This is a genomic window from Streptomyces sp. SID14515 (genome assembly GCF_010548505.1).
Classification (GTDB): domain Bacteria; phylum Actinomycetota; class Actinomycetes; order Streptomycetales; family Streptomycetaceae; genus Streptomyces; species Streptomyces caviscabies.
On record NZ_JAAGMH010000134.1, the window covers coordinates 21,511 to 42,614 of the forward strand.

Annotated in this window: 17 protein-coding genes; 8 read left to right on the top strand and 9 right to left on the bottom strand. The window is 72.4% G+C overall.

From position 1 onward, the window contains the following. The first annotated feature begins 19 nt into the window (after nt 1-19). The 4 genes from G3I54_RS31515 (at nt 20) to G3I54_RS31530 (ending at nt 4,824) form a co-directional block, all read left to right on the top strand. Complete coding sequence (locus G3I54_RS31515) at nt 20-946, top strand: NTP transferase domain-containing protein (protein WP_164619622.1); 927 nt, start codon at nt 20-22, stop codon at nt 944-946. Beyond that, nucleotides 943-2,649, top strand: coding sequence for a molybdopterin molybdotransferase MoeA (locus tag G3I54_RS31520; RefSeq protein WP_164619624.1), 1,707 nt, complete (start codon nt 943-945; stop codon nt 2,647-2,649). The genes G3I54_RS31515 and G3I54_RS31520 overlap by 4 nt, the downstream gene beginning before the upstream one ends. Further along, nucleotides 2,607-3,743, top strand: a complete 1,137-nt coding sequence (locus tag G3I54_RS31525) for a potassium channel family protein (protein ID WP_164619626.1) — start codon at nt 2,607-2,609, stop codon at nt 3,741-3,743. The genes G3I54_RS31520 and G3I54_RS31525 overlap by 43 nt, the downstream gene beginning before the upstream one ends. Before the next feature lie 88 nt (nt 3,744-3,831). Beyond that, nucleotides 3,832-4,824 (top strand): NAD(P)H-quinone oxidoreductase, encoded by a 993-nt coding sequence (locus G3I54_RS31530; RefSeq protein WP_164619628.1) that lies wholly within the window; start codon nt 3,832-3,834, stop codon nt 4,822-4,824. A 146-nt stretch (nt 4,825-4,970) separates the two neighbouring features. Here G3I54_RS31530 and G3I54_RS31535 read toward each other — a convergent pair whose 3' ends face one another. The 6 genes from G3I54_RS31535 to G3I54_RS31560 form a co-directional block, all read right to left on the bottom strand. Beyond that, nucleotides 4,971-5,519, bottom strand: coding sequence for a bacterial proteasome activator family protein (locus G3I54_RS31535; protein WP_073776059.1), 549 nt, complete (start codon nt 5,517-5,519; stop codon nt 4,971-4,973). A 110-nt stretch (nt 5,520-5,629) separates the two neighbouring features. Further along, on the bottom strand, nt 5,630-8,494 hold the full coding sequence (locus tag G3I54_RS31540) for an FtsX-like permease family protein (RefSeq protein ID WP_164619630.1): 2,865 nt from the start codon (nt 8,492-8,494) through the stop codon (nt 5,630-5,632). Beyond that, a complete protein-coding gene (locus G3I54_RS31545) occupies nt 8,491-9,273 on the bottom strand; it encodes an ABC transporter ATP-binding protein (protein WP_164619632.1) in 783 nt (260 codons plus the stop codon). Before G3I54_RS31545 ends, G3I54_RS31540 begins: the two co-directional genes overlap by 4 nt. 157 nt (nt 9,274-9,430) lie before the next feature. Then, a complete protein-coding gene (locus G3I54_RS31550; RefSeq protein WP_164619634.1) occupies nt 9,431-10,054 on the bottom strand; it encodes a PadR family transcriptional regulator in 624 nt (207 codons plus the stop codon). 80 nt (nt 10,055-10,134) lie between these two features. Further along, the gene (locus G3I54_RS31555) at nt 10,135-10,740 is read right to left on the bottom strand and encodes a hypothetical protein (protein WP_343240478.1); all 606 of its coding nucleotides are present in this window, start codon (nt 10,738-10,740) and stop codon (nt 10,135-10,137) included. 306 nt (nt 10,741-11,046) lie between these two features. Continuing rightward, entirely contained in the window at nt 11,047-12,684 is a 1,638-nt protein-coding gene (locus G3I54_RS31560; protein ID WP_164619645.1) for a protein kinase, read from the bottom strand. A 359-nt stretch (nt 12,685-13,043) separates the two neighbouring features. Here G3I54_RS31560 and G3I54_RS31565 point away from each other — a divergent pair, with 359 nt between their 5' ends. Further along, nucleotides 13,044-14,639, top strand: a complete 1,596-nt coding sequence (locus G3I54_RS31565) for a protein kinase (protein ID WP_164619647.1) — start codon at nt 13,044-13,046, stop codon at nt 14,637-14,639. A gap of 75 nt (nt 14,640-14,714) precedes the next feature. Here the strand turns inward: G3I54_RS31565 and G3I54_RS31570 are convergent, their stop codons facing one another. The 3 genes from G3I54_RS31570 to G3I54_RS31580 all read right to left on the bottom strand — a co-directional run bounded on the left by G3I54_RS31570 (nt 14,715) and on the right by G3I54_RS31580 (nt 17,075). Next, on the bottom strand, nt 14,715-15,746 hold the full coding sequence (locus G3I54_RS31570; RefSeq protein WP_164619866.1) for a phosphotransferase: 1,032 nt from the start codon (nt 15,744-15,746) through the stop codon (nt 14,715-14,717). 131 nt (nt 15,747-15,877) lie between these two features. Continuing rightward, nucleotides 15,878-16,327 (bottom strand): pyridoxamine 5'-phosphate oxidase family protein, encoded by a 450-nt coding sequence (locus G3I54_RS31575; protein ID WP_164619649.1) that lies wholly within the window; start codon nt 16,325-16,327, stop codon nt 15,878-15,880. Nucleotides 16,328-16,415: 88 nt separating this feature from the next. Next, on the bottom strand, nt 16,416-17,075 hold the full coding sequence (locus tag G3I54_RS31580; protein ID WP_137229295.1) for a response regulator transcription factor: 660 nt from the start codon (nt 17,073-17,075) through the stop codon (nt 16,416-16,418). 349 nt (nt 17,076-17,424) lie between these two features. Here G3I54_RS31580 and pdhA point away from each other — a divergent pair, with 349 nt between their 5' ends. Genes pdhA through G3I54_RS31595 form a run of 3 tightly spaced genes read left to right on the top strand, consistent with a single transcriptional unit; the run spans nt 17,425 to nt 21,046 of the window. Next, complete coding sequence (gene pdhA / locus G3I54_RS31585; protein WP_164619651.1) at nt 17,425-18,585, top strand: pyruvate dehydrogenase (acetyl-transferring) E1 component subunit alpha; 1,161 nt, start codon at nt 17,425-17,427, stop codon at nt 18,583-18,585. Nucleotides 18,586-18,587: 2 nt separating this feature from the next. Then, nucleotides 18,588-19,568, top strand: a complete 981-nt coding sequence (locus G3I54_RS31590; protein WP_137229291.1) for an alpha-ketoacid dehydrogenase subunit beta — start codon at nt 18,588-18,590, stop codon at nt 19,566-19,568. 11 nt (nt 19,569-19,579) lie between these two features. Next, nucleotides 19,580-21,046: a dihydrolipoamide acetyltransferase family protein gene (locus tag G3I54_RS31595; RefSeq protein ID WP_164619654.1), complete on the top strand. Its 1,467-nt coding sequence runs from the start codon at nt 19,580-19,582 to the stop codon at nt 21,044-21,046. The last annotated feature ends 58 nt before the right edge of the window (nt 21,047-21,104 follow it).

The following is a 21,104-nucleotide window of genomic DNA, read 5'->3' on the forward strand; positions in this document are numbered from 1 at the left end:
CGCCGCCCATACTCGACGTATGACCGCCTATGACGTGATCGTCCTTGCCGGCGGGGCCGCGAAGCGGCTCGGCGGCGCCGACAAGCCAGGAGTCCGGGTGGGCGGCCGGGCGCTGCTCGACCGGGTCCTCGCGGCGTGCGCCGGTGCGGCCCGCACCGTCGTGGTGGGCGGTCGTCGGGCCACCGCCCGGCCGGTCGTCTGGACCCGGGAAGTGCCCGAGGGCGGCGGCCCGTTGGCGGCGCTGGGCGCGGGTCTGCGGCTGACGACGGCGGAGCGCGTTCTCGTTCTCTCCGCCGACCTTCCGTTCCTCGGCCCGGGCACGGTCGACGCCCTGCTCGCCGCCGCCGGACAGCCCGGCCGGGAAGGGGCTCTGTGCACCGACCCCGACGGCCGCGACCAGCCGCTCGTGGCCGCCTACCGAGCCGAGCCGCTCCGCCGGGAGCTGGCCCTGATCGCCACCGAGCACGGAAGCCTCGCCGGGCTGCCGCTCCGGCTCCTGACGGCGGAGCTGGACCTCGCCCGGGTCGAGGCGGGCCCCGACGCCGCGTTCGACTGCGACACTTGGGACGACATCGCCGCCGCCAGAGCCCGGATCAGGGAGCATGGGGCCGTGCTGGACGAATGGATCACCTCGGTCAAGAACGAACTGGGTATCGACCTCGACGTCGACACCGGTGTCCTGCTCGACCTCGCCCGTGACGCCGCGCACGGAGTCGCCCGGCCCGCCGCTCCGCTCACGACCTTCCTGGTCGGGTACGCGGCGGCCAGGGCGAGCGCCGGCGCGGGGCCCGACGAGGCCGCCGCAGCGGTCGCGGAGGCCGCCCGCAAGGCCACCGCCCTCGCTCTGCGCTGGGAGGCGGAGGCGAGTGCGGGGGGCGATGCGGCGGGCGGGCCGGCGGGCGGGGCGAAGCCCGACGCGGGCCGCGAGGGGACCGGGACACCATGACCGGCCCCGACGGGCCGCACCGTGCGCCCGGCAGCGACGGCGGCGGCTTCCGCCCCGCCGGATCCGGGAGCGACCTCGCACGTGAAGAAGAGGAGCGGGCCGTCGAGCAGGCGCTCGCCCTGGTCGGCGGGACGACCCTGCGCCCGAGCCGCGCTCCCGGTGCCCCCAGTGCCTCCGGCACCCCCGGCGGCGACTTGAACAGCGGCCCGAGCGGAAGCCAGGGCAACACCCCGGACGGCAACACCCCGGACAACCACACCGCGGACGGCAACGGCCCGACCGGCAACGCTCCGACCGGCAACGGCCCGAGTGCAGAGGGCCGTTCGGCGGGTGCTCGCCCCACCGCCCAGGCGTCCGGAAGCGACCAGCGGCCCCGGCCCGACCGGTCCTCATCCGAAGCTCCCACGCCGAAGGCCGAGCCGGCCACGCCGAAGGCCCCGCCGCTGTCCTGGGACCGGGCGAGGGCGGTCGCCACCAGGGCCGGGCGGACCGGTCCGCCCGCGACGATCCGGTTGCCGCTCGACCGTGCGCTGGGCCATGTGCTGGCCGAGCCGCTCGGCGCGCTCACCGATCTGCCGTCCTTCGACACCTCGGCCATGGACGGCTGGGCGGTCGCCGGACCGGGCCCCTGGGCGTACGAGGCCGGGGCGGGGCTCCTCGCCGGCCGGGGCCCGGACACCCCGCTGCCCGACGGCACCGCCGTACGGATCGCCACCGGCGCCCGCGTCCCGCCCGACACCACGGCGGTCATCCGCAGCGAGCACGCGCACCCCGACGAGGCCAAGGGGCTGCTGCACGCGCGGCGGTCCGTGGTCACCGGACAGGACATCAGGCCGCGTGGCCAGGAGTGCCGTTCGGGCGAGCCGCTCGTTCCGGCCGGGACGGTCGTGACCCCGGCCGTGCTCGGCCTCGCCGCGGCCGCCGGGTACGACGCGCTGCCCGCCGTGCCCCGTCCGCGCGTCGACATCCTCGTCCTCGGCGACGAACTCCTCGCCGCCGGTCTGCCGCACGACGGGCTGATCCGTGACGCGCTGGGCCCCATGCTCGGCCCCTGGCTGCGGGCCCTGGGCGCCGAGGTCTCCGGGCCCGTCCGCCTTGGGGACGACGCCGGGGCGCTGCGTGATGCCCTCGCCTCCTCCGACGCCGATCTGATCGTCACCACCGGCGGCACCGCCTCCGGTCCGGTCGACCATGTGCACCCGGTCCTCGACGCCCTCGGGGCCGAACTGCTGGTGGACGGGGTCGCGGTCCGCCCCGGCCACCCCATGCTGCTGGCACGGCTGCCGGGCCCCGGACGGATGGAGGGGCCGACGGAGGGGCCGCCGGACGGGCCGTATCTGGTCGGTCTGCCCGGCAATCCGCTCGCGGCCGTGTCGGGCCTGCTGACGCTCGCGGAACCGCTGCTCGCGGGGATCGCGGGCCGCCCCGCCCAGGACGCGTACCGGGCCCTCGTCCATGCCGAGGTGCACGGGCATCCGCACGACACCCGCCTCGTCCCCGTGGTGCACCGCGCGGGCCGGGCGGGCGGCCGGGACCATGTCGCACCGCTCCGCTACAACGGGCCCGCCATGCTGCGGGGCATCGCCGCGGCGGACGGGTTGGCCGTCGTACCGCCGGGCGGGGTACGGTCCGGCACCGAGGTGGAGATTCTGGATCTGCCATGGGCCCCGGCGACGCCGTGGACGGAAGGGTGTTTCACGTGAAACTTCCCGGCCACGATGCGATGGCCAGGCGAGCCGACGAACTGGTCGTGCCGACCCGGGTGATGCTGCCCCGCCGGGTCATCGACGGCCCGGCCCGCCAGGTCGGCAAACGCCTGCTGATGGCGCTGCTCGTGCTGGCCGCGACCGTGCTGATCGTCTGGCTCGACCGCAGCGGCTACAACGACAACGCCGACGGCAAGGTCGACCTGCTGGACGCGGTCTACTACGCGACGGTCACCCTCTCCACCACCGGGTACGGCGACATCACGCCGTACAGCGACGGAGCACGGCTGATCAATGTGGTGCTCGTGACACCGCTGCGCGTGATGTTCCTGATCATCCTGGTCGGTACCACTCTCGAAGTCCTCACGGAACGAACCCGGGAGGACTTCCGGCTGAAGCGTTGGAGATCCAACTTGCGTGACCACACCGTCGTCGTCGGTTTCGGTACGAAGGGCCGCTCGGCGATTCTGACCCTCTGCGCCACCGGCCTGTCGAAGGATCAGATCGTCATCGTCGATCCGGCCTCGAAGGTGATCGAGGCGGCCAACGCCGAGGGCTTCACCGGTGTCCTCGGCGACGCCACCCGCAGCGATGTCCTGCTGCGCGCCGAGCTCCAGAAGGCCCGTCAGGTCATTATCGCCACCCAGCGCGACGACACCGCCGTGCTGGTGGCGCTGACCGCGCGCCAGCTGAACCGTGGGGCGAAGATCGTGGCGGCGGTGCGCGAGGAGGAGAACGCGCCCCTTCTGCGGCAGTCCGGCGCCGACGCCGTCATCACCAGCGCCAGCGCCGCCGGCCGGCTGCTCGGCCTCTCCGTCCTCAGCCCCAGCGCGGGCACGGTGATGGAGGACCTGATCCAACAGGGCAGCGGCCTCGACCTGGTGGAACGGCCGGTCATAAAGGCCGAGGTGGGCAAGAACGTACGGGAGACGGACGACCTCGTCGTCAGTGTCCTGCGCGGGCACCGGCTGCTCGGCTACGACGATCCGCAGGCCAGCCCGTTGCAGCTGACGGACCGGGTCATCACCATCGTCCGGAAAAGCCCCAGCACGCCCTCCGTGCCGTACAACTCGGCGCCGCCGCGCCCCTGAACGTAAGCCGAGCCCCTGAAGGTACGTCTCGCTCCCGAGCGCACGCCGCGCCCCTGAACGCACGCTCCGCCGGAGTAGCCTCGCGGCCATGCATGCGATCACGATTCCCGAACCCGGCGGCCCCGAGGCGCTCGTGTGGGCCGAGGTACCCGATCCCGTACCCGGCGACGGCGAGGTCCTCGTCGAGGTCGTCTCCAGCGCCGTGAACCGCGCCGACGTGCTCCAGCGGCAGGGCTTCTACAACCCGCCGCCCGGCGCGTCCCCCTACCCCGGCCTGGAGTGCGCGGGCCGCATCCTCGCACTCGGCCCCGGGGTGACCGGCTGGGCGGTCGGCGACGCCGTGTGCGCGCTGCTGGCGGGCGGCGGTTACGCGGAGAAGGTCGCCGTTCCGGTGGGCCAGCTCCTGCCCGTACCGGAGGGCGTCGACCTGGTGGAGGCCGCGGCGCTGCCCGAGGTCACCGCGACGGTGTGGTCGAACGTCTTCATGGTGGCCCACCTCCGCCCCGGCGAGACCTTCCTGGTGCACGGCGGCTCCAGCGGCATCGGCACGATGGCGATCCAGCTGGCGAAGGCGGTCGGCGCCCGGGTCGCGGTCACGGCGGGCAGCCCGGAGAAGCTCGCCCGGTGCGCCGAGCTGGGGGCGGACATCCTCGTCAACTACCGCGAGCAGGACTTCGTCGAGGAGCTGCGGGAGAACACCGCGAGGGCGGGGGCCGACGTCATCCTGGACCTCATCGGCGCCAAGTACCTGGACCGGAACGTCCAGGCGCTCGCCGTCAACGGCCGCCTCGCGATCATCGGACTCCAGGGCGGGGCCAAGGGCGAGCTGAATCTCGGCGCCCTGCTGACCAAGCGGGCCGCCGTCACCGCGACCTCCCTGCGTGGCCGCCCGCTCCACGAGAAGGCCGCCATCGTCGCCGCCGTACGCGAGCACGTGTGGCCGTTGATCGCCGACGGGGTGGTCCGGCCCGTGGTGGACCGGGCGCTGCCGATGGCGGACGCGGCCGAGGCGCACCGGGTGCTGGAGTCCAGCGCGCACATCGGCAAGGTCCTGCTGACCGCACCGTCGGCCGCCGCCTGACCCGTAGCAGGGCCCGCCCCCGTAACGACGCCCGGCCTCGGCGGACAGGGCACCCACACGTACGACGAAGGGGCCCGGCAGCACACCGTGCGGTGTGCTGCCGGGCCCCTCGCGGTCGGTCCTCGGTCTCCGGGGGCGGATACGGGTTACAGATACGGGCCCGAACGGATCGGGCCGTGCGGGTCCGCGCCGCCTTCCTCGTCCTCGTGACCCATGCCGGGCGGCAGGGCCCGGCGCATCTGCTCCAGCTGGGCGCGGGCCGCCATCTGCTGGGCGAACAGCGCCGTCTGGATGCCGTGGAAGAGCCCCTCCAGCCAGCCCACGAGCTGTGCCTGGGCGATCCGCAGCTCGGCCTCGGAGGGCACCGACTCCTCGGTGAACGGCAGCGAGAGCCGCTCCAGCTCCTCGACCAGCTCGGGCGCCAGGCCGTCCTCCAGCTCCTTCACGGAGCTGGCGTGGATCTCCTTGAGCCTGACCCGGCTCGCCTCGTCGAGAGGAGCCGCCCTGACCTCTTCCAGAAGCTGCTTGATCATGCTGCCGATGCGCATGACCTTCGCGGGCTGTTCCACCATTTCCGTCACCGGGACCTCGCGCGACTCGTCGTCACTGGCACCGCCGCCGATAGCCATTCCGTCCTGGCCCACGACAAGGACCTGCGGGTGCTCCTGCGACCGGTCATTCCTCGGCATTTCCATGCCGCCATTGTCTCGCACACATGCCGTACCCCACGGTGGTGCCCCCGAAAACGGATGATCCACCGTCCTCGGGGGCACCGGATCCCTTCCGGGAGCGCCGGAAGGGCCGTTCAGCCCGCGCGCCGGGCCAGCGTCAGCCGGGAGCTGGTCAGGGCGGCGGCCAGCAGTCCGGCGAGCACCGGGACGACCAGGGCCAGCAGCCCGATGGTCTCCCACGGCATCACGATCGGTGTGTACGCCGACTCCATCGGGTCCTGCCGCATGTCTTCCAGCGCCGCGCGCAGGTCGGTCAGGCGCAGGGCGACCGCGGGCACGAGCCCCGCCGCCGTTCCCAGGAGTACGCCGGTCAGGGCGACGACCAGGCACTGGAAGCCGGACAGCGAACGCCGTACGCCCGGGGGCGCGCCCACCGCGCTGAGCGTGGTGAGGTCGGCCTCCGCGTCGGCCTTGGACAGCCCGGTCGTGATGGCCGCGGCGCCCAGGGTCACCACACCGGCGAAGAGGGCGAGGATCAGCAGGATCGTGTCGTCCTCCGTCCGGTTCCGCTCGTTCGAGGTCATGAGGTACCCGTGGTCACCGGCCCGCTGGAGCGCGGAGTAGGCCGCCTGGTGTTCGGCGTCCGTGGGTTCGCGGGTGAGCGGGTAGAAGCTGCCGTGGTCCTCGACATACAGGCCGAGCCGCTCGGCGGTCTGCTTCGGCATGACCATCCGGATGCCCGGCGTCGCCGCGAAGCGGTCCTCCGCGACGTACACCTTCAGCTGTTCCGTGGTGGTGCGGGCCCTGCCGGGGTGCAGGGCCCGGTTCTTCTTGTCGCGGTCGTTGTAGATGTGCGCGGCCTTGAGGGTGACCTCGCCGTTCTTCGCGTACGCCGAGTTCAGCAGGACGGGTGTGCCTTCGGCCAGGGCCTTCGCCGCCGCCGGGTCGTCGAGCTTCACGTACGAGGAGAGCACGTCCGCGCCCCCGATGACGATCTTGTGCTCGTCGGTGCCGAACGCGACCATCGTGTAGTTCTCGTCCATGCAGGCCGGGGAGTTCATCAGCCGCTTGTGCTCGTCGGCCGAGATCCGCAGGGCCAGCTCCTTGGCGCCCTTGCCCTTCAGCGGGCAGGAGTGGCCCTTGCCGGTGGGCTTGACGAGTTCGAGGGTGCCGCAGCCGGCACCGTCCTCCTCGTAGTAGTCCATGCAGTCGCTGCCGGCCCAGACCCGCCCGATGTCGGCGCGCCCGCCGCCGACCGGGAAGTTCTGCTCGACGGCGGTCCGGGAGACCGCCAGATCGGCGGTGCCGCCGCTGCCGCCGGAATCCATCAGCGCGACGGTGCCCGGCGTCATGTTGGGCACGAAGTCGTACTCCTGCTCGGCGGCGTTGCTGCTGGTGTACGTGGCGATGGCGATGCTGCCCGCGACGGCCGCCATCACGGCGGCGACGGCGGGTGCGGTACGGCCTCGGTTGCGGGCCGCGTCGCGCAGCGCGATCCGGGGCGTCAGCGGGAGCCGTCGGCCGAGCCGGCCGAGGAGGCCGACGATCACCGGGATGCAGCACAGGACGCCCAGTTCGGCGAGGACGGATCCACCGGCGACGAGATTGGTGCTGCCGTTGATCCCGCCGTAGACCGCGATCGCGACGCCGGCCGTGAGCGCGATGACCCCGATGACGGGCAGCACCCGGGAGCTGCGGCGGATGCCGCGCCGGCCGGTGAGCGACTCCAGGACCGACTGGCGGCCCGCGACGATTGCCGGGGCGAGCGCGGCGAGGACACCGGTGACCAGGCCGAGCACGGCGATGCCGAGGATCTCCCAGGGCCGTACGGTCAGTTCGCCGAAGCGGTTGCCCGTGTAGTCCTCGATCAGCGGGCGGAACAGGGCGGTCAGGCCGAACCCGGCGCCGACCCCGGCCACCGCGCCGACCCCGCCGAGCACCGCGCCGCCCGCGAGCACCACGGCCCGGACCTGGCCCCGGCTGCCGCCGCACGAACCGACCAGGCCCAGCTGGCGGCGCGAGCGGCGGGCGCCCACGGCGAACGCCGGTCCGGCCAGCAGCACGATCTCCAGGAGAGCCATGGCGGTCACCGTGAGAGCCGCCGCGGTCAGTTCCGTGTCCGTGTCGAACGAGTCGCCCATCATGGACGCCATCGGGACCTCGGAGTCCGGCGGCGGATTCAGGACGACCTGGCGGGACGTGACCACCACGCCCTTCTCGTTGGCGGCGAGGATGTCCTGCCAGGTCACGCCCGCTCCGGACGGGACCTGGACCAGCCACTTCGGGTCGGTCGCCTGGGGCGGCAGGACGCTCTTGTCGCCGTCGGCGGTCTTCTGCCAGGGGGCGATGACCGAGCCGGGGAGCGCGTAGAGGGAGTCGGCCCGCAGGTCGGCGGGGAGCTCGACGGCGCCGGTGAGCGTGTAGGTCCGGTCGGGGCCGCGCACGGTGATGCGGTCGCCGATGGACAGCCCGGACGACTCGATGAACTTCGCGGTCGCCGCGATCTCGTCCGCGGCCCGGGGGAAGCTTCCGTCGGTCAGTTCGATGCGGCCGCGCAGCATCGGGTCGCCGATGCGCAGTTCGGTGATCTCGGTGTCGGTGATGCCGTGGCGGGTGGTCACCGACGCGGGCACGCTCCGCTCGGTGAGGTGACGCGAGCCCTCGGGGAAGGTCGCGGTCACGTCGACCGGCCTCGCCTGCTCCTCGGGCGTGGGGTCGGCGGTTTCGTCGGCCGGGTTCCAGCTGATGCCGTCGGGCATCTGCTGAAGCTTCATCGGGCCCATGTTCGTGGCCGTGAACCGGGCGTCGGCCGAGCCCAGCTCGGCCGTCAGCTCCTCGGCCCTGGTGGGCAGGGCGCTGCGGTAGGTGAGGTCGGCGGCGGTCACACCGAGGACCGGCAGGGCGATCATCGCGACGACCAGGGCGCTGCGGCCCTTGGCCCGTGCGGCGTCGCGCCGGGCTATGCGGAAGGCGGCGCGCCAACCGGGAAGGGGGTTCACGTGGCGGCCTCGGCGGTTCCGGCGGAGAGGAGGGAGTCGGCTCCGGTGGTGAGCGTCTGGTCGACGATCGAGCCGTCGCGGAGGAAGACGACCCGGTCGGCCCAGGCCGCGTAACGGGGCTCATGGGTGACCATGACGCCGGCCGCGCCCTGGTCGCAGCGGGTGCGCAGCAGGGCGAGGACGGACTCGCCGGTCTCGGAGTCGAGTGCTCCGGTCGGCTCGTCGGCGAGCACGAGGCGCCGGTCGCCGACGAGGGCGCGGGCGATGGCGACGCGCTGCTGCTGGCCGCCGGACATCTCGTCGGGGAAGCGGTCGGCGATCTCCGCCAGCTTCATCTCTGCCAGCGCGGCGAGGGCCTCCTTGCGGGCCTTGCGCACGGAGACGCCGTCGAGTTCGCGGGGCAGCGCGATGTTCTCGGCGGCGGTCAGGGCGGGGATGAGGTTGTAGTCCTGGAAGACGTAGCCGACGCTGCGGCGGCGCAGGGCGGCCATCCCCTTGGGGCCGAGGGCGGCGATGTCCTGGCCCTCGATGACCACCTGGCCGCTGGTGGCGGTGTCGAGCCCGCCGGCCAGGGTCAGCAGGGTGGACTTGCCGGAGCCGGAGGGGCCCATCACGGCGACCAGCTCGCCCGGGTGCACGGAGAGGTGGATGCCGCGCAGGGCGTGCACCTCGGCGATGCCGGAGCCGTGGGTACGGGTCAGCGCCCGCAGTTCGAGTACGGGGCTGCCGCCGGTCGTCCCGGAGGACGGCGGGGGCGGAGGTGTGGCGGACGAGGGCATGACGGGTGGTTCCCCCCTAGGAACGGACTGGGTCAGGTGTGGGCGGCGGCGTCGGGACCGGCACCGGCATCACGCGGTACGGGCGACGGCGGTACGGGCATCGCCCGGGCTGCGGGTGACGGCGAACCGGCCCCCGCCGAGCTGTGCGCGGGGCGCGTCAGCGCTGGGAGCGGGTGCGGCCGGCCAGCGAGCGGGCCGGACCGCGGGTGGCCGCGGGGCCGGGCTCGTCGGTGGGCTCGACGGCGGCGGCCTCGGCGAGGCGGACGAGCCGGGACTCGCAGTGGTCGAGCCAGCGGGCCTCGGCCTCCGCCTGGAAGATCAGCTGCTCCACGACGAGCAGCCAGGCGACCTCGTCCCGGTTGGCCGGGACGTCGGCCAGGGCCTGGGCCTTGAGCCGGGTGTAGTCCTGCATCGCCTTGAGCGTGTGGTGGCGCTGGGACTGGATGACGTCGCGGATGTCGACGCCCGGAGCGCCGACGGCCATGGCGAGCTTGATGGCCAGCTCGTCGCGGGGCGGACTGGTGCGGTCCACGGGCGTCTCGAACCAGGTGCGCAGCTCGGCGCGGCCGTCGTCGGTGATCGCGTAGAGGTCGTGCCCGGCGTCGTCCGTACCGTCCTGGACGATCATGCCGTCGCGTTCCAGGCGGCTGAGCGTCGTGTAGACCTGCCCGACGTTCAGGGGCCAGGTGGAGCCGGTGCGCGACTCGAACTCGGTGCGGAGCCGGGACCCGTAACGCGGGCCGCGCTCCAGCAGGGCCAGCAGGCCGTGGCGAATGGACATACTGAGTATGTATACCGAGTATGTTCGTCCTGGCAAGTCCCGACGGCCGCCGACAGGAGACGGATCCCGGGGCGCGACGCTCAGTTCGGGCGGCGCATACGGAACGCGAGGAAGCCGAGCCCCAGACCGACCAGGGCGATGCCCGAACCGAGCGAGACCTGCTGCACGCGGCGTACGTCCGCGGCGTCCAGCGCCTGCCCGGCCCGCTGTCCCGGATCGGTGAAGGCACTGGACGGCGGAGGGGAAACAGGCAGGTCGACGGCGTCCACGACCGGCTCCTCGGGCTCCTCGGGCTCGTCCTCCTCGACGGGATCCTCGGCCCGCGCCAGTTCCAGCGGCGACAGCGGACGCCCGGGGCGCTCCTTCCCGGCCCCGGCCTCGCGCCCGGCCAGCGGAGCGGTCGACCCGGAGACGTCGGGAGAAGCGGAAGCGGAGGAGGAGGGTTCCGGCGGCTCGGCCCCGGGCCCGGCGGGGGCCTGCGCGTCGCGCCCGGTCGCCGCAGGGGAGGACGGTACCGGGCCGGTCCCCGAGGCTCCGGGGCCCGGAACGCCGGACGGCAGGGGCAGGGGCAGGGCGGAGGGAAGCGCCGAGGGGGACGTGGAGCCCGACGGGACGGGCGGCGGAGAGGCCGGGGCTGCGGAGGCGGTGGCGGCGGGGCTCGACGCCCCGGGGACCGTGGCGGTCACGGACGGCGGACCGTCGGGCGCCGATGAACCGTGGGCGGAGCCTGCCGACGGCCCCAGCGCCGCTCCGGCCGCTGCCAGCAGACAGACCGCACACCTCGACGGCCATGCGGCCGGAAGTCCTGGAGCCATGAGATCAGCGTCACACGGGCCCCTGTATCCGGCATCCCGGACGCGGTATCCGGAAGTCAGGGGCCTGTTACCGGTCCACTTACCGGTCCGCGACGAAGATCCGGCGAGATCCGTGGACGCATAACGATCACCTTCGGACACCGCCCGCCGGGCGGTGTCCGACGTACCGGCGGAGACTCAGGAGGGCTTGCCGGTGGAGACCTTCAGCTCGAAGTGCGCGCCGCGCTCGTCGACCGCCGCACCGGAGGACGGGAACTGGCCGACGACCTGGCCGTCGGCGTACGTGTTGCCCGGCTCCTCGATCTCCTTGATCGTCCAGCCGGCGGCGGCGGCGCACGCCTTCGCCGAGAGGATGTCCTTGTAGATGAAGCTCGGCGCGCGGACCTTCTTCGGGTCGTTGGAGTCCTCGGAGGCGCCGGAGCACTCCGTGTCCTTCATCGTCCGGTTGCGCTCCGGCGGGCGGTAGCCCTCCACCTGCTCGGTGCCCGTCTCGCCGCCCTTGCCCGCCTCGTCGTCCTTGCCGCCCTGGAGGGCGATCGCGGTGATCAGGCCGCCGATGGCCAGCAGGGCCACGACGATCGAGCCGACGATGACCGGCATGTTCCGCTTCGCGCCGCCGCGGTCGGTGGTGCCCACGGCCGTGGAGTGCTGCGGCGAGATCGAGTACGGCGGCGGGGTCTGCTGGGACAGCGGGCCCGGGGTCGGGTAGCCCTGCGCCTGCGGGTAGCCGTAGCTCGGCGTGGGCGCCGGGGTCGGCTGGCTGTACGGGCCGGGCTGGTGGGGCTGCTGGTGCGGATGCGGCTGGTACGGCGTCTGCACGCTGTGGGGCGCCGAGATGCTCTGGTCGACCGGCGGGAACACCGCCGAACCGACGCCGGCGCCGCTGTTGGCGGGCCCGCCGCCGGCCACGATCATCGGGGCGCCGGTCTGGCCGCCGGAGGCGTTCAGCACCCGGGCGATCTCGTCGCGCATCGCGGCGGCGCTCGGGAAGCGCTCGTTCGGGTTCTTCTTGAGGGCGCGGGCGACGAGGGCGTCCATCGCCGGGGTGACCGACCGGTTGATGCTGGAGGGCGCGACCGGCTCCTCCTGCACATGCGCGTACGCGATGGCCAGCGGCGAGTCCGCGTCGAACGGGATCCGGCCGGTGAGCAGCTGGAAGAGCATGATGCCGACCGAGTACAGGTCGGACCGGGCGTCGACGCCGCGGCCCAGGGCCTGCTCGGGGGAGAGGTACTGCGGGGTGCCGACGACCATGCCGGTCTGCGTCATCGAGGTGACGCCGGACTGCATGGCACGGGCGATGCCGAAGTCCATGACCTTGACGATGCCGCGCTTGGTCATCATCACGTTGCCGGGCTTGATGTCCCGGTGGACCAGGCCCATCTCGTGGCTGGTCTCCAGGGCGGCGAGCACGTCCGCCGTCACCTTGAGGGCCTTGTCGGCCGGCATCGCGCCGTGATCGCGGATGTCGGCGGCCAGCACCGAGCCGAGCGGCTGCCCCTCGACGTACTCCATGACGATGTACGGCATCAGCGCACCGCCGAGCTCGTCCTCGCCGGTGTCGAAGACGGAGACGATGTTGGTGTGCTGGAGCTTGGCGACGGCCTGCGCCTCGCGCCGGAAGCGCTCGCGGAAGGACTGCTCGCGGCCGAGCTCGGTGTGCAGGGTCTTGATCGCGACCTGACGGTCCAGGGCGGAGTCGTAGGCCAGGTAGACGGACGCCATCCCGCCCTCGCCGAGCAGGTCGCGCAGCTGGTAGCGGCCGCCCGCGACCGCCCCGCCCGCGTAGCGGCCCTGTGCGCCGTCCTGGCTCATGACTTGCATCCCCCTCGGCGGCGCGCGGTGGCACGCGGTGTTCTGCCTGACAGTTTCTGTCTGACGTGATTGCGTGCGACGCGGTTCCGTACAACGCGATTACGCGCCAAGTCTGCCGTAGGGGTCCGACACGTCAAGCCGGGTGCCCGTTCCGTGACCCTACGCACAAGAAGCGTCTCGGAAGCGTTACAGGAAACGCATCAAATTCAGGTGTAGGACGCGCCGGGCGGTCCGATGATCCTGCCGCAGCGGAACCGGGGTGTCCGGCGGAGGCTGTAGCGTGACGTGGCAATGCAGCAAGTGCAGCAAGGCACCGTGAGAACCCGCGGACGCGCGGACAGATACGACGGCGAGGACTGATGGCACCCGATTCCGAAGCAAACGGCGGCGGAGTTTCGGATGGCACCGACTCCTGGGGCGTCGGCGGCGTCGTCGGTGACGGACGTTACCGGATGACCCACCGGCTCGGCCGGGGCGGCATGGCGGAGGTCTACGCGGCGGAGGACGTCCGGCTCGGACGGACGGTCGCGGTGAAGCTGCTCCGCTCCGACCTGGCCGAGGACCCGGTCTCCAAGGCCCGCTTCACCCGCGAGGCACAGTCCGTCGCGGGCCTCAACCACCACGCGATCGTCGCCGTGTACGACTCCGGCGAGGACGTCGTGGGCGGCCAGACCGTCCCGTACATCGTGATGGAGCTGGTCGAGGGCCGCACCATCCGCGACCTCCTCCTGACCGCCGAGGCCCCGCCTCCCGAGCAGGCGCTGATCATCGTCTCGGGCGTGCTGGAGGCCCTGGCGTACTCGCACCAGCACGGCATCGTGCACCGTGACATCAAGCCCGCCAACGTGATCATCACGGACTCCGGCGCGGTCAAGGTGATGGACTTCGGCATCGCCCGCGCGCTGCACGGCGCGCAGTCGACGATGACCCAGACCGGCATGGTCATGGGCACCCCGCAGTACCTCTCCCCCGAGCAGGCGCTCGGCAAGGCCGTCGACCACCGGTCCGACCTGTACGCCACCGGCTGCCTGCTCTACGAGCTGCTGGCGCTGCGGCCCCCGTTCACCGGCGAGACCCCGCTCTCGGTGGTCTACCAGCACGTCCAGGACATCCCGGTGCCGCCGTCCGAGGTCTCGGACGTGGTGCCGCCGGAGCTGGACGGGATGGTGATGCGCTCGCTGGCGAAGGACCCGGACGACCGGTTCCAGAGCGCCGAGGAGATGCGCGGGCTCGTCCAGTACAGCCTGCAGATGCTCCAGGTGCAGGGCGGTCACACGGGCACCTGGAACACCGGCCCGGTCACGCTGCACGAGGGCGGCCAGACCTCGCCGCACGGGATGTCCGGCTCCACCCGCGCCATGGGCCACCCGATGCACGGGGACACCTCGCAGGGCCCGATCCTGCCGCCGTACAACCCGGACGACGGGGGTTACGACGGTGGCGGCGGGCGGCGGTCCGGCGGCGGGCGCGGCAAGATGTGGCTCTTCGTCCTGCTCGCGCTGATCGCGATCGGCGCCGGCGTCGCCTTCGCCATCAACGCGGCGCAGGACGACGACGGCAACAAGAAGAAGCCGGTCACCCCGTCCACCTCGGTCAGCCAGTCCGAGGAGGAGCCCTCGGAGGAGCCGTCCGAGGAGGAGAGCGAGGAGCCGGAGGAGCCGAGCGACTCGACGGGCGGTCAGACGCAGCCCAACCCGCCGCCGTGGACCCCGGACCCGACGCCGAGCGAGCCCACGTTCACCCCGTCGCCGACCCCGACCGACACGGACGCCGGTACGTCGGACGGCAGCACCAACGAGGGCGGCAGCGGCGAGCCCACCGGCGATCCGACCGATCCGAGCACCGACCCCGGCACCCCGGGCGGCGCCGGCGGGGACGACGGCGGCGCGGGCGGGGACGACGGCGGTACGGGCACCACGCCCGGCGCCTCGATCGCGGGCAACACCACGCCGTAACGCACCACCGCATCACCCCCGAGCCCGGCGTGCGCCCCAGCGGCGCGCGCCGGGCTCACGCGGTGATGCACCGCCTCACTCCGTGAAGGCCGCGCACACCGCCTCGTACTCCCGCGTCCACCACACCGCCAGGGCCGACACCGCGGGGAACTGCGGGTCGGCCCTGCGGTCGTCGAGGCGGTAGCGCCAGCGGAGTATCCAGAAGTCGTTGAGCCGCTCCCACCACACCCGGTGCACCGCGGCCGCCAGCTCCGCCGCCCCCGCCCCGGCGGCCCGCCGGTACGCGCGGGCGTACGCCCGGACCTTCGCGAGGTCCAGCTCCCCGGCCGGCCGGACGAAGAAGATCGCCGCCGCCCGAACCGCCTCCTCGGCGCGAGGCTGTACGTCCAGCCGGTCCCAGTCCACGATCGCGACCGGGTCGGCGCCCCGGTAGAGCAGATTCAGCGGGTGGAAGTCCCCGTGCACCCATCCCGTGGCCGGTCCGTCCGGGGTGGGCGGGCGGCGGTGGGCGTGCTGTTCGAGCAGGGCGCGGCGCTCCACGAGCCGGTGCACGGCGAGTTCGTCGAAGGCGTCCCGCGGGGTGTCCCGGCCGCTCTGCCCGCGCGCGGCGGCCAGCAGGTCGTCGATCAGCGCGAAGGTGTCGGCGGCGTCCGGGCTGCGGTGCCCCGGCCGGGCGGGCTCTCTCGCCGGGTGCGGGCCGTCGCGCGGCGCCATCACCTGCTCCAGGCCGGTGTGCACGGTTCCCAGGAGCGTTCCGAGCCGGCGGGACTGGGCGAGCGTCAGCTGGGCGCCGACCCGGTGGAGGCCGTCGACCCAGGGGTGGAGGGCGTAGCAGCGTTCGCCGATCACGGCGACGGTGTCGCCCCGGGTGTCCGCCAGGGGCGGGACGACGGGCACGCCGAGCGACTGCAGGCGCTGGGTGGCGCGGTGCTGGCGCACGATCGCGGCGCGTTCGCCGCTCGGGTCGTCCAGGTGCCTCTTGTCGAGATGGTGCTTGAGAAAGTAGGAACCGCTCGTGGTGGAGACGCGGTATCCGTGGTTCAGCAGGCCTTTGGTGATCGGCTCGCAGGCGAGCGGCTCGCCCACGCCCGGGTAGCGGCGCAGCACCTCGCCGACCGGGGGAACTGGTGGACGGGTGACATATGAGCGCGGCACTTACCAGATGTTAGATCACTCTGCGTGGCCGCTTTGCGGACTTGCGGTCACGCCCACGGGTGCGCTAGAGGGCGTCCGAGGTCTCAGAAGTCCAGGGTGTGTTCGGTGACGAAGTGCGGATCGACCCGCAGATAGGCCGGCGCGTACGGCTCCCCGTTGACGGATACGGGCGCGGCGCCGAACAGTTCCTCCTGCTCGGGGCCGGGGTGCACGATCTCGGCGGGTCCGGTGAACTGCACCGACCACAGATTGCCGCCGTCGCCCGATGCCGCGTCGTTGTAGTTGTCCGCCCCGTACGCGACGACGCTTCCGTCGCACGCCTCGTGATGGCCGAAGCCGCTGTGCATCCGCAGCAGGATGCGGCCGTCGCACACGATGTGCCGGGCCACCGCCAGGAACGGCAGGGCCCGCATGCTGGTGGCGAGGCGGCCGTACGGGACCCGGCCGAGCAGCTCGATCGGCGCGATCCGCGTGACCGTCCCGGTGGCGGCGCGCCGCGTCGTTCCGGCCGCGGGGAGTTCGTCGAAGGACATGGCTTCCACTGTCCCCCGGCCGTAGGGGCCGCGTAAGAGTCGCCTGCCCCGGTCGGCACGGGACCAAAGTCCCGGCGGAGAGGAAGCCTCAGCGGCGCTCGGCCTGGAGCCGTGCGACGTACGCGGCCGCCTGCGAGCGGCGTTCCATGCCCAGCTTGGACAGCAGGCTGGAGACGTAGTTCTTGATGGTCTTCTCGGCGAGGTGCAGACGCTCCCCGATGACCCGGTTGGTCAGCCCCTCGCCGATCAGGTCCAGGATCTTGCGCTCCTGCTCGGTGAGGCCGGCGAGCTTGTCGTCGCCCTTGCCGTTGCCGCCGTCGCGCAGCCGCTCCAGCACCCGGGCGGTCGCCACCGGGTCCAGCAGCGATTTTCCGGCGGCCACGTCCCGTACGGCATTCAGCAGTTCATTGCCGCGGATCGCCTTCAGCACATATCCCGAGGCGCCCGCCATGATCGCGTCGAAAAGCGCCTCGTCATCGGCGTACGAGGTGAGCATCAGGCATTTGATGTTCTCGTCCTGAGAACGGACTTCCCGGCACACCTCCACACCGCTGCCGTCCGGCAGCCGCACGTCGAGCACCGCCACATCGGGACGCGTCGCCGGGATCCGCACCAGGGCGTCCGCCGCCGTACCGGCCTCGCCGACCACCTCGATGTCCGGTTCGGAGGCGAGCAGCTCATGGACGCCACGCCGGACGACCTCGTGATCATCGAGCAGAAATACCGTGATTTTTCCTTCTTCGCGCACGATCGCAGTCTCACACACTCGCTTCCCCTCCGCTCTTCCCTGGCGCTGATCCGCGGGATAACGTGCCGTTGTTCCGGCGGCCTGCAAGGCTGTTTCCAGTGCCCTGACCAGCAGAGCTTCGCGATTTTTTCGATTTACTTGGAAATCCAAGCAAAATCGCAGGTCAGATAGGGTTTCGCAGTTATGCGATGCACTGGGTAACGTGCCTATGACAGGGCGCTCGCCGGGGCACCTGTCACGCCTGATCCCGGCCGACCGGCACCCACCCCGTGCACGGCTGTCGGATTCAGGCGAGCCGCACTGGTTTCCCGGCAGACCCCGGGGGCCGGACCGACGGAGGAGCACGCACGTGACCGTGGAGAGCACTGCCGCCGCGCGTAAACCGCGACGCGCCAGTAAGCGGACCAGCGCCGCGAAGAAGCCGCAGAGTGCCGAGCCCCAGCTCGTACAGCTGCTGACGCCCGAGGGCGAGCGCGTCGAGCACCCGGACTACAGCATCGACCTGAGCGCCGACGAGCTGCGCGGTCTGTTCCGCGACATGGTGCTCACCCGCCGCTTCGACGCCGAGGCGACCGCCCTCCAGCGTCAGGGCGAGCTGGGCCTGTGGGCCTCGCTGCTCGGCCAGGAGGCCGCCCAGATCGGCAGCGGCCGGGCCCTGCGCGACGACGACTACGTCTTCCCGACCTACCGGGAGCACGGCGTCGCCTGGTGTCGCGGCGTCGACCCGACCAATCTGCTCGGCATGTTCCGCGGGGTGAACCACGGCGGCTGGGACCCGAACAGCAACAACTTCCACCTGTACACGATCGTCATCGGCTCGCAGACGCTGCACGCCACCGGCTACGCCATGGGCGTCGCCAAGGACGGCGCGGACTCCGCCGTGATCGCGTACTTCGGTGACGGCGCCTCCAGCCAGGGCGATGTCGCCGAGTCGTTCACCTTCTCCGCGGTCTACAACGCCCCGGTCGTGTTCTTCTGCCAGAACAACCAGTGGGCCATCTCCGAGCCCACCGAGCGCCAGACCCGTGTGCCGCTCTACCAGCGCGCCCAGGGCTACGGCTTCCCCGGCGTCCGCGTCGACGGCAACGACGTCCTCGCCTGTCTCGCCGTCACCCGCTCCGCGCTTGAGCGCGCCCGTCGCGGCGAGGGCCCGACCCTCGTCGAGGCGTTCACGTACCGCATGGGCGCCCACACCACCTCCGACGACCCGACGAAGTACCGGGCCGACGAGGAGCGGGCCGCCTGGGAGGCCAAGGACCCGATCCTGCGGCTGCGCGCCTACCTGGAGAAGGAGAAGCTCGCGGACGAGGCCTTCTTCACCGCGCTGGACGAGGAGAGCGAGACCCTCGGCAAGCGGGTACGGGAAGCGGTACGCGCGATGCCCGACCCGGACCCGATGGCCCTGTTCGAGCACGGCTACGCCGACGGCAGCTCCCTCGTGGACGAGGAGCGGGCCCAGTTCGCCGCCTACCAGGCATCGTTCGCCGACTCTGCCGAGGAGGGCAAGTAGCCATGGCCGTGGAAAAGATGTCCATCGCGAAAGCGCTCAACGAGTCGCTCCGCCTCGCCCTCGACAACGACCCCAAGGTCCTCATCATGGGTGAGGACGTCGGCAAGCTCGGCGGCGTCTTCCGGATCACCGACGGACTCCAGAAGGACTTCGGCGAGGACCGGGTGATCGACACCCCGCTCGCCGAGTCCGGCATCGTCGGCACGGCGATCGGCCTGGCCCTGCGCGGCTACCGCCCGATCGTCGAGATCCAGTTCGACGGCTTCGTCTTCCCCGCGTACGACCAGATCGTCACGCAGCTCGCCAAGATGCACGCCCGCGCGCTCGGCAAGGTCAAGCTGCCGGTCGTCGTGCGCATTCCGTACGGCGGCGGCATCGGCGCGGTCGAGCACCACAGCGAGTCCCCCGAGGCGCTCTTCGCGCATGTCGCGGGCCTCAAGGTGGTCTCGCCGTCCAACGCGAGCGACGCCTACTGGATGATGCAGCAGGCCGTCCAGAGCGACGACCCGATCATCTTCTTCGAGCCCAAGCGGCGTTACTGGGACAAGGGCGAGGTCGACACCGAGTCCATCCCCGGCCCGCTGCACAAGGCCGTCACCGTCCGCGAGGGCGGCGACCTCACGCTCGTCGCGTACGGGCCGATGGTGAAGGTCTGCCTGGAAGCGGCCGCGGCCGCCCAGGAGGAGGGCAAGTCGATCGAGGTCCTGGACCTGCGCTCGATGTCCCCGATCGACTTCGACGCCATCCAGACGTCGGCCGAGAAGACCGGCCGGGTCGTGGTCGTCCACGAGGCGCCCGTCTTCTACGGCTCCGGCGCGGAGATCGCCGCCCGGATCACCGAACGCTGCTTCTACCACCTCGAAGCGCCCGTGCTGCGGGTCGGCGGCTACCACGTCCCGTACCCGCCGGCCCGGCTGGAGGACGAGTATCTGCCCGGCCTGGACCGGGTGCTCGACGCCGTCGACCGCTCGCTGGCGTTCTGAGGAGAGGGTTCGTGACGACGATGACCGAAACGTCTGCTCGCTTCCGTGAGTTCAAGATGCCCGACGTGGGCGAAGGACTGACCGAGGCCGAGATCCTCAAGTGGTTCGTCCAGCCCGGCGACACCGTCACCGACGGCCAGGTCGTGTGCGAGGTCGAGACCGCGAAGGCGGCCGTCGAGCTGCCGATCCCGTTCGACGGGGTGGTGCACGAGCTGCGCTTCCCCGAGGGCACGACCGTCGACGTCGGCCAGGTGATCATCGCGATCGACGTGGCCCCGGGCAGCGGCGACGCGCCTGCTCCGGCCCCGGCGGCCGCCGCTCCGGTCCAGGAGCCGGTGGAGACGCCGGAGGCGGAGGCCGAGCCGAAGGGCCGTACGCCGGTCCTGGTGGGCTATGGCGTCGCCGAGTCCTCCACCAAGCGCCGCCCGCGCAAGGGGGCGTCGGCCGCTCCGGAGGCCGCCGCCGTCGCGGCGGCGGTGCAGGCCGAGCTGAACGGGCACGCGGCGCCCGCCGCCGCGGCCCCGGCTCCGGTGGTGCCGGCCCAGGGTGGTGCGCAGGGCGGCCGTCCGCTCGCCAAGCCGCCGGTGCGCAAGCTGGCCAAGGACCTGGGCATCGACCTGGCGACGGTGGTGCCGACCGGCAAGGACGGCATCATCACCCGCGAGGACGTCCACGCGGCGGCGGCTCCGGCCACTGCTCCGGCGGCTGCCCCGGCTCCCGTACCGGCGGCCCCCGCACCGGCGGTCGCCGAGGCGCCGGCGGTGGTCTCCGGCTCCGCCCGCGAGACCCGTATCCCGGTCAAGGGCGTCCGCAAGGCCATCGCGCAGGCGATGGTCGGCAGCGCGTTCACCGCGCCGCACGTCACCGAGTTCGTCACGGTCGACGTGACACGCACGATGAAGCTCGTGGCCGAGCTGAAGGAGGACAAGGACATGGCGGGGGTGCGGGTCAATCCGCTCCTCATCATCGCCAAGGCCCTCCTCGTAGCGATCAAGCGGAACCCCGAGGTCAACGCCGCCTGGGACGAGGCCAACCAGGAGATCGTGCAGAAGCACTACGTGAACCTGGGCATCGCGGCGGCCACCCCGCGCGGTCTGATCGTGCCGAACATCAAGGACGCGCACGACCAGACGCTGCCGCAGCTCGCGGCGTCCCTGGGCGAGCTGGTCGCCACGGCCCGGGACGGCAAGACCTCCCCGGCCGCGATGGCGGGCGGCACGGTGACCATCACCAACGTCGGCGTCTTCGGCGTCGACACGGGCACGCCGATCCTCAACCCGGGCGAGTCCGCGATCCTGGCGGTCGGCGCGATCAAGCTGCAGCCGTGGGTCCACAAGGGCAAGGTGAAGCCGCGTCAGGTCACCACGCTGGCCCTGTCGTTCGACCACCGACTGGTCGACGGCGAGCTCGGCTCCAAGGTGCTGGCCGATGTGGCGGCGATCCTGGAGCAGCCGAAGCGCCTGATCACCTGGGCGTAGGTTTTCTGTCCGGTGGGCCCGTACGTTGTTGCGTACGGGCCCACCGGCATGTCCGGCC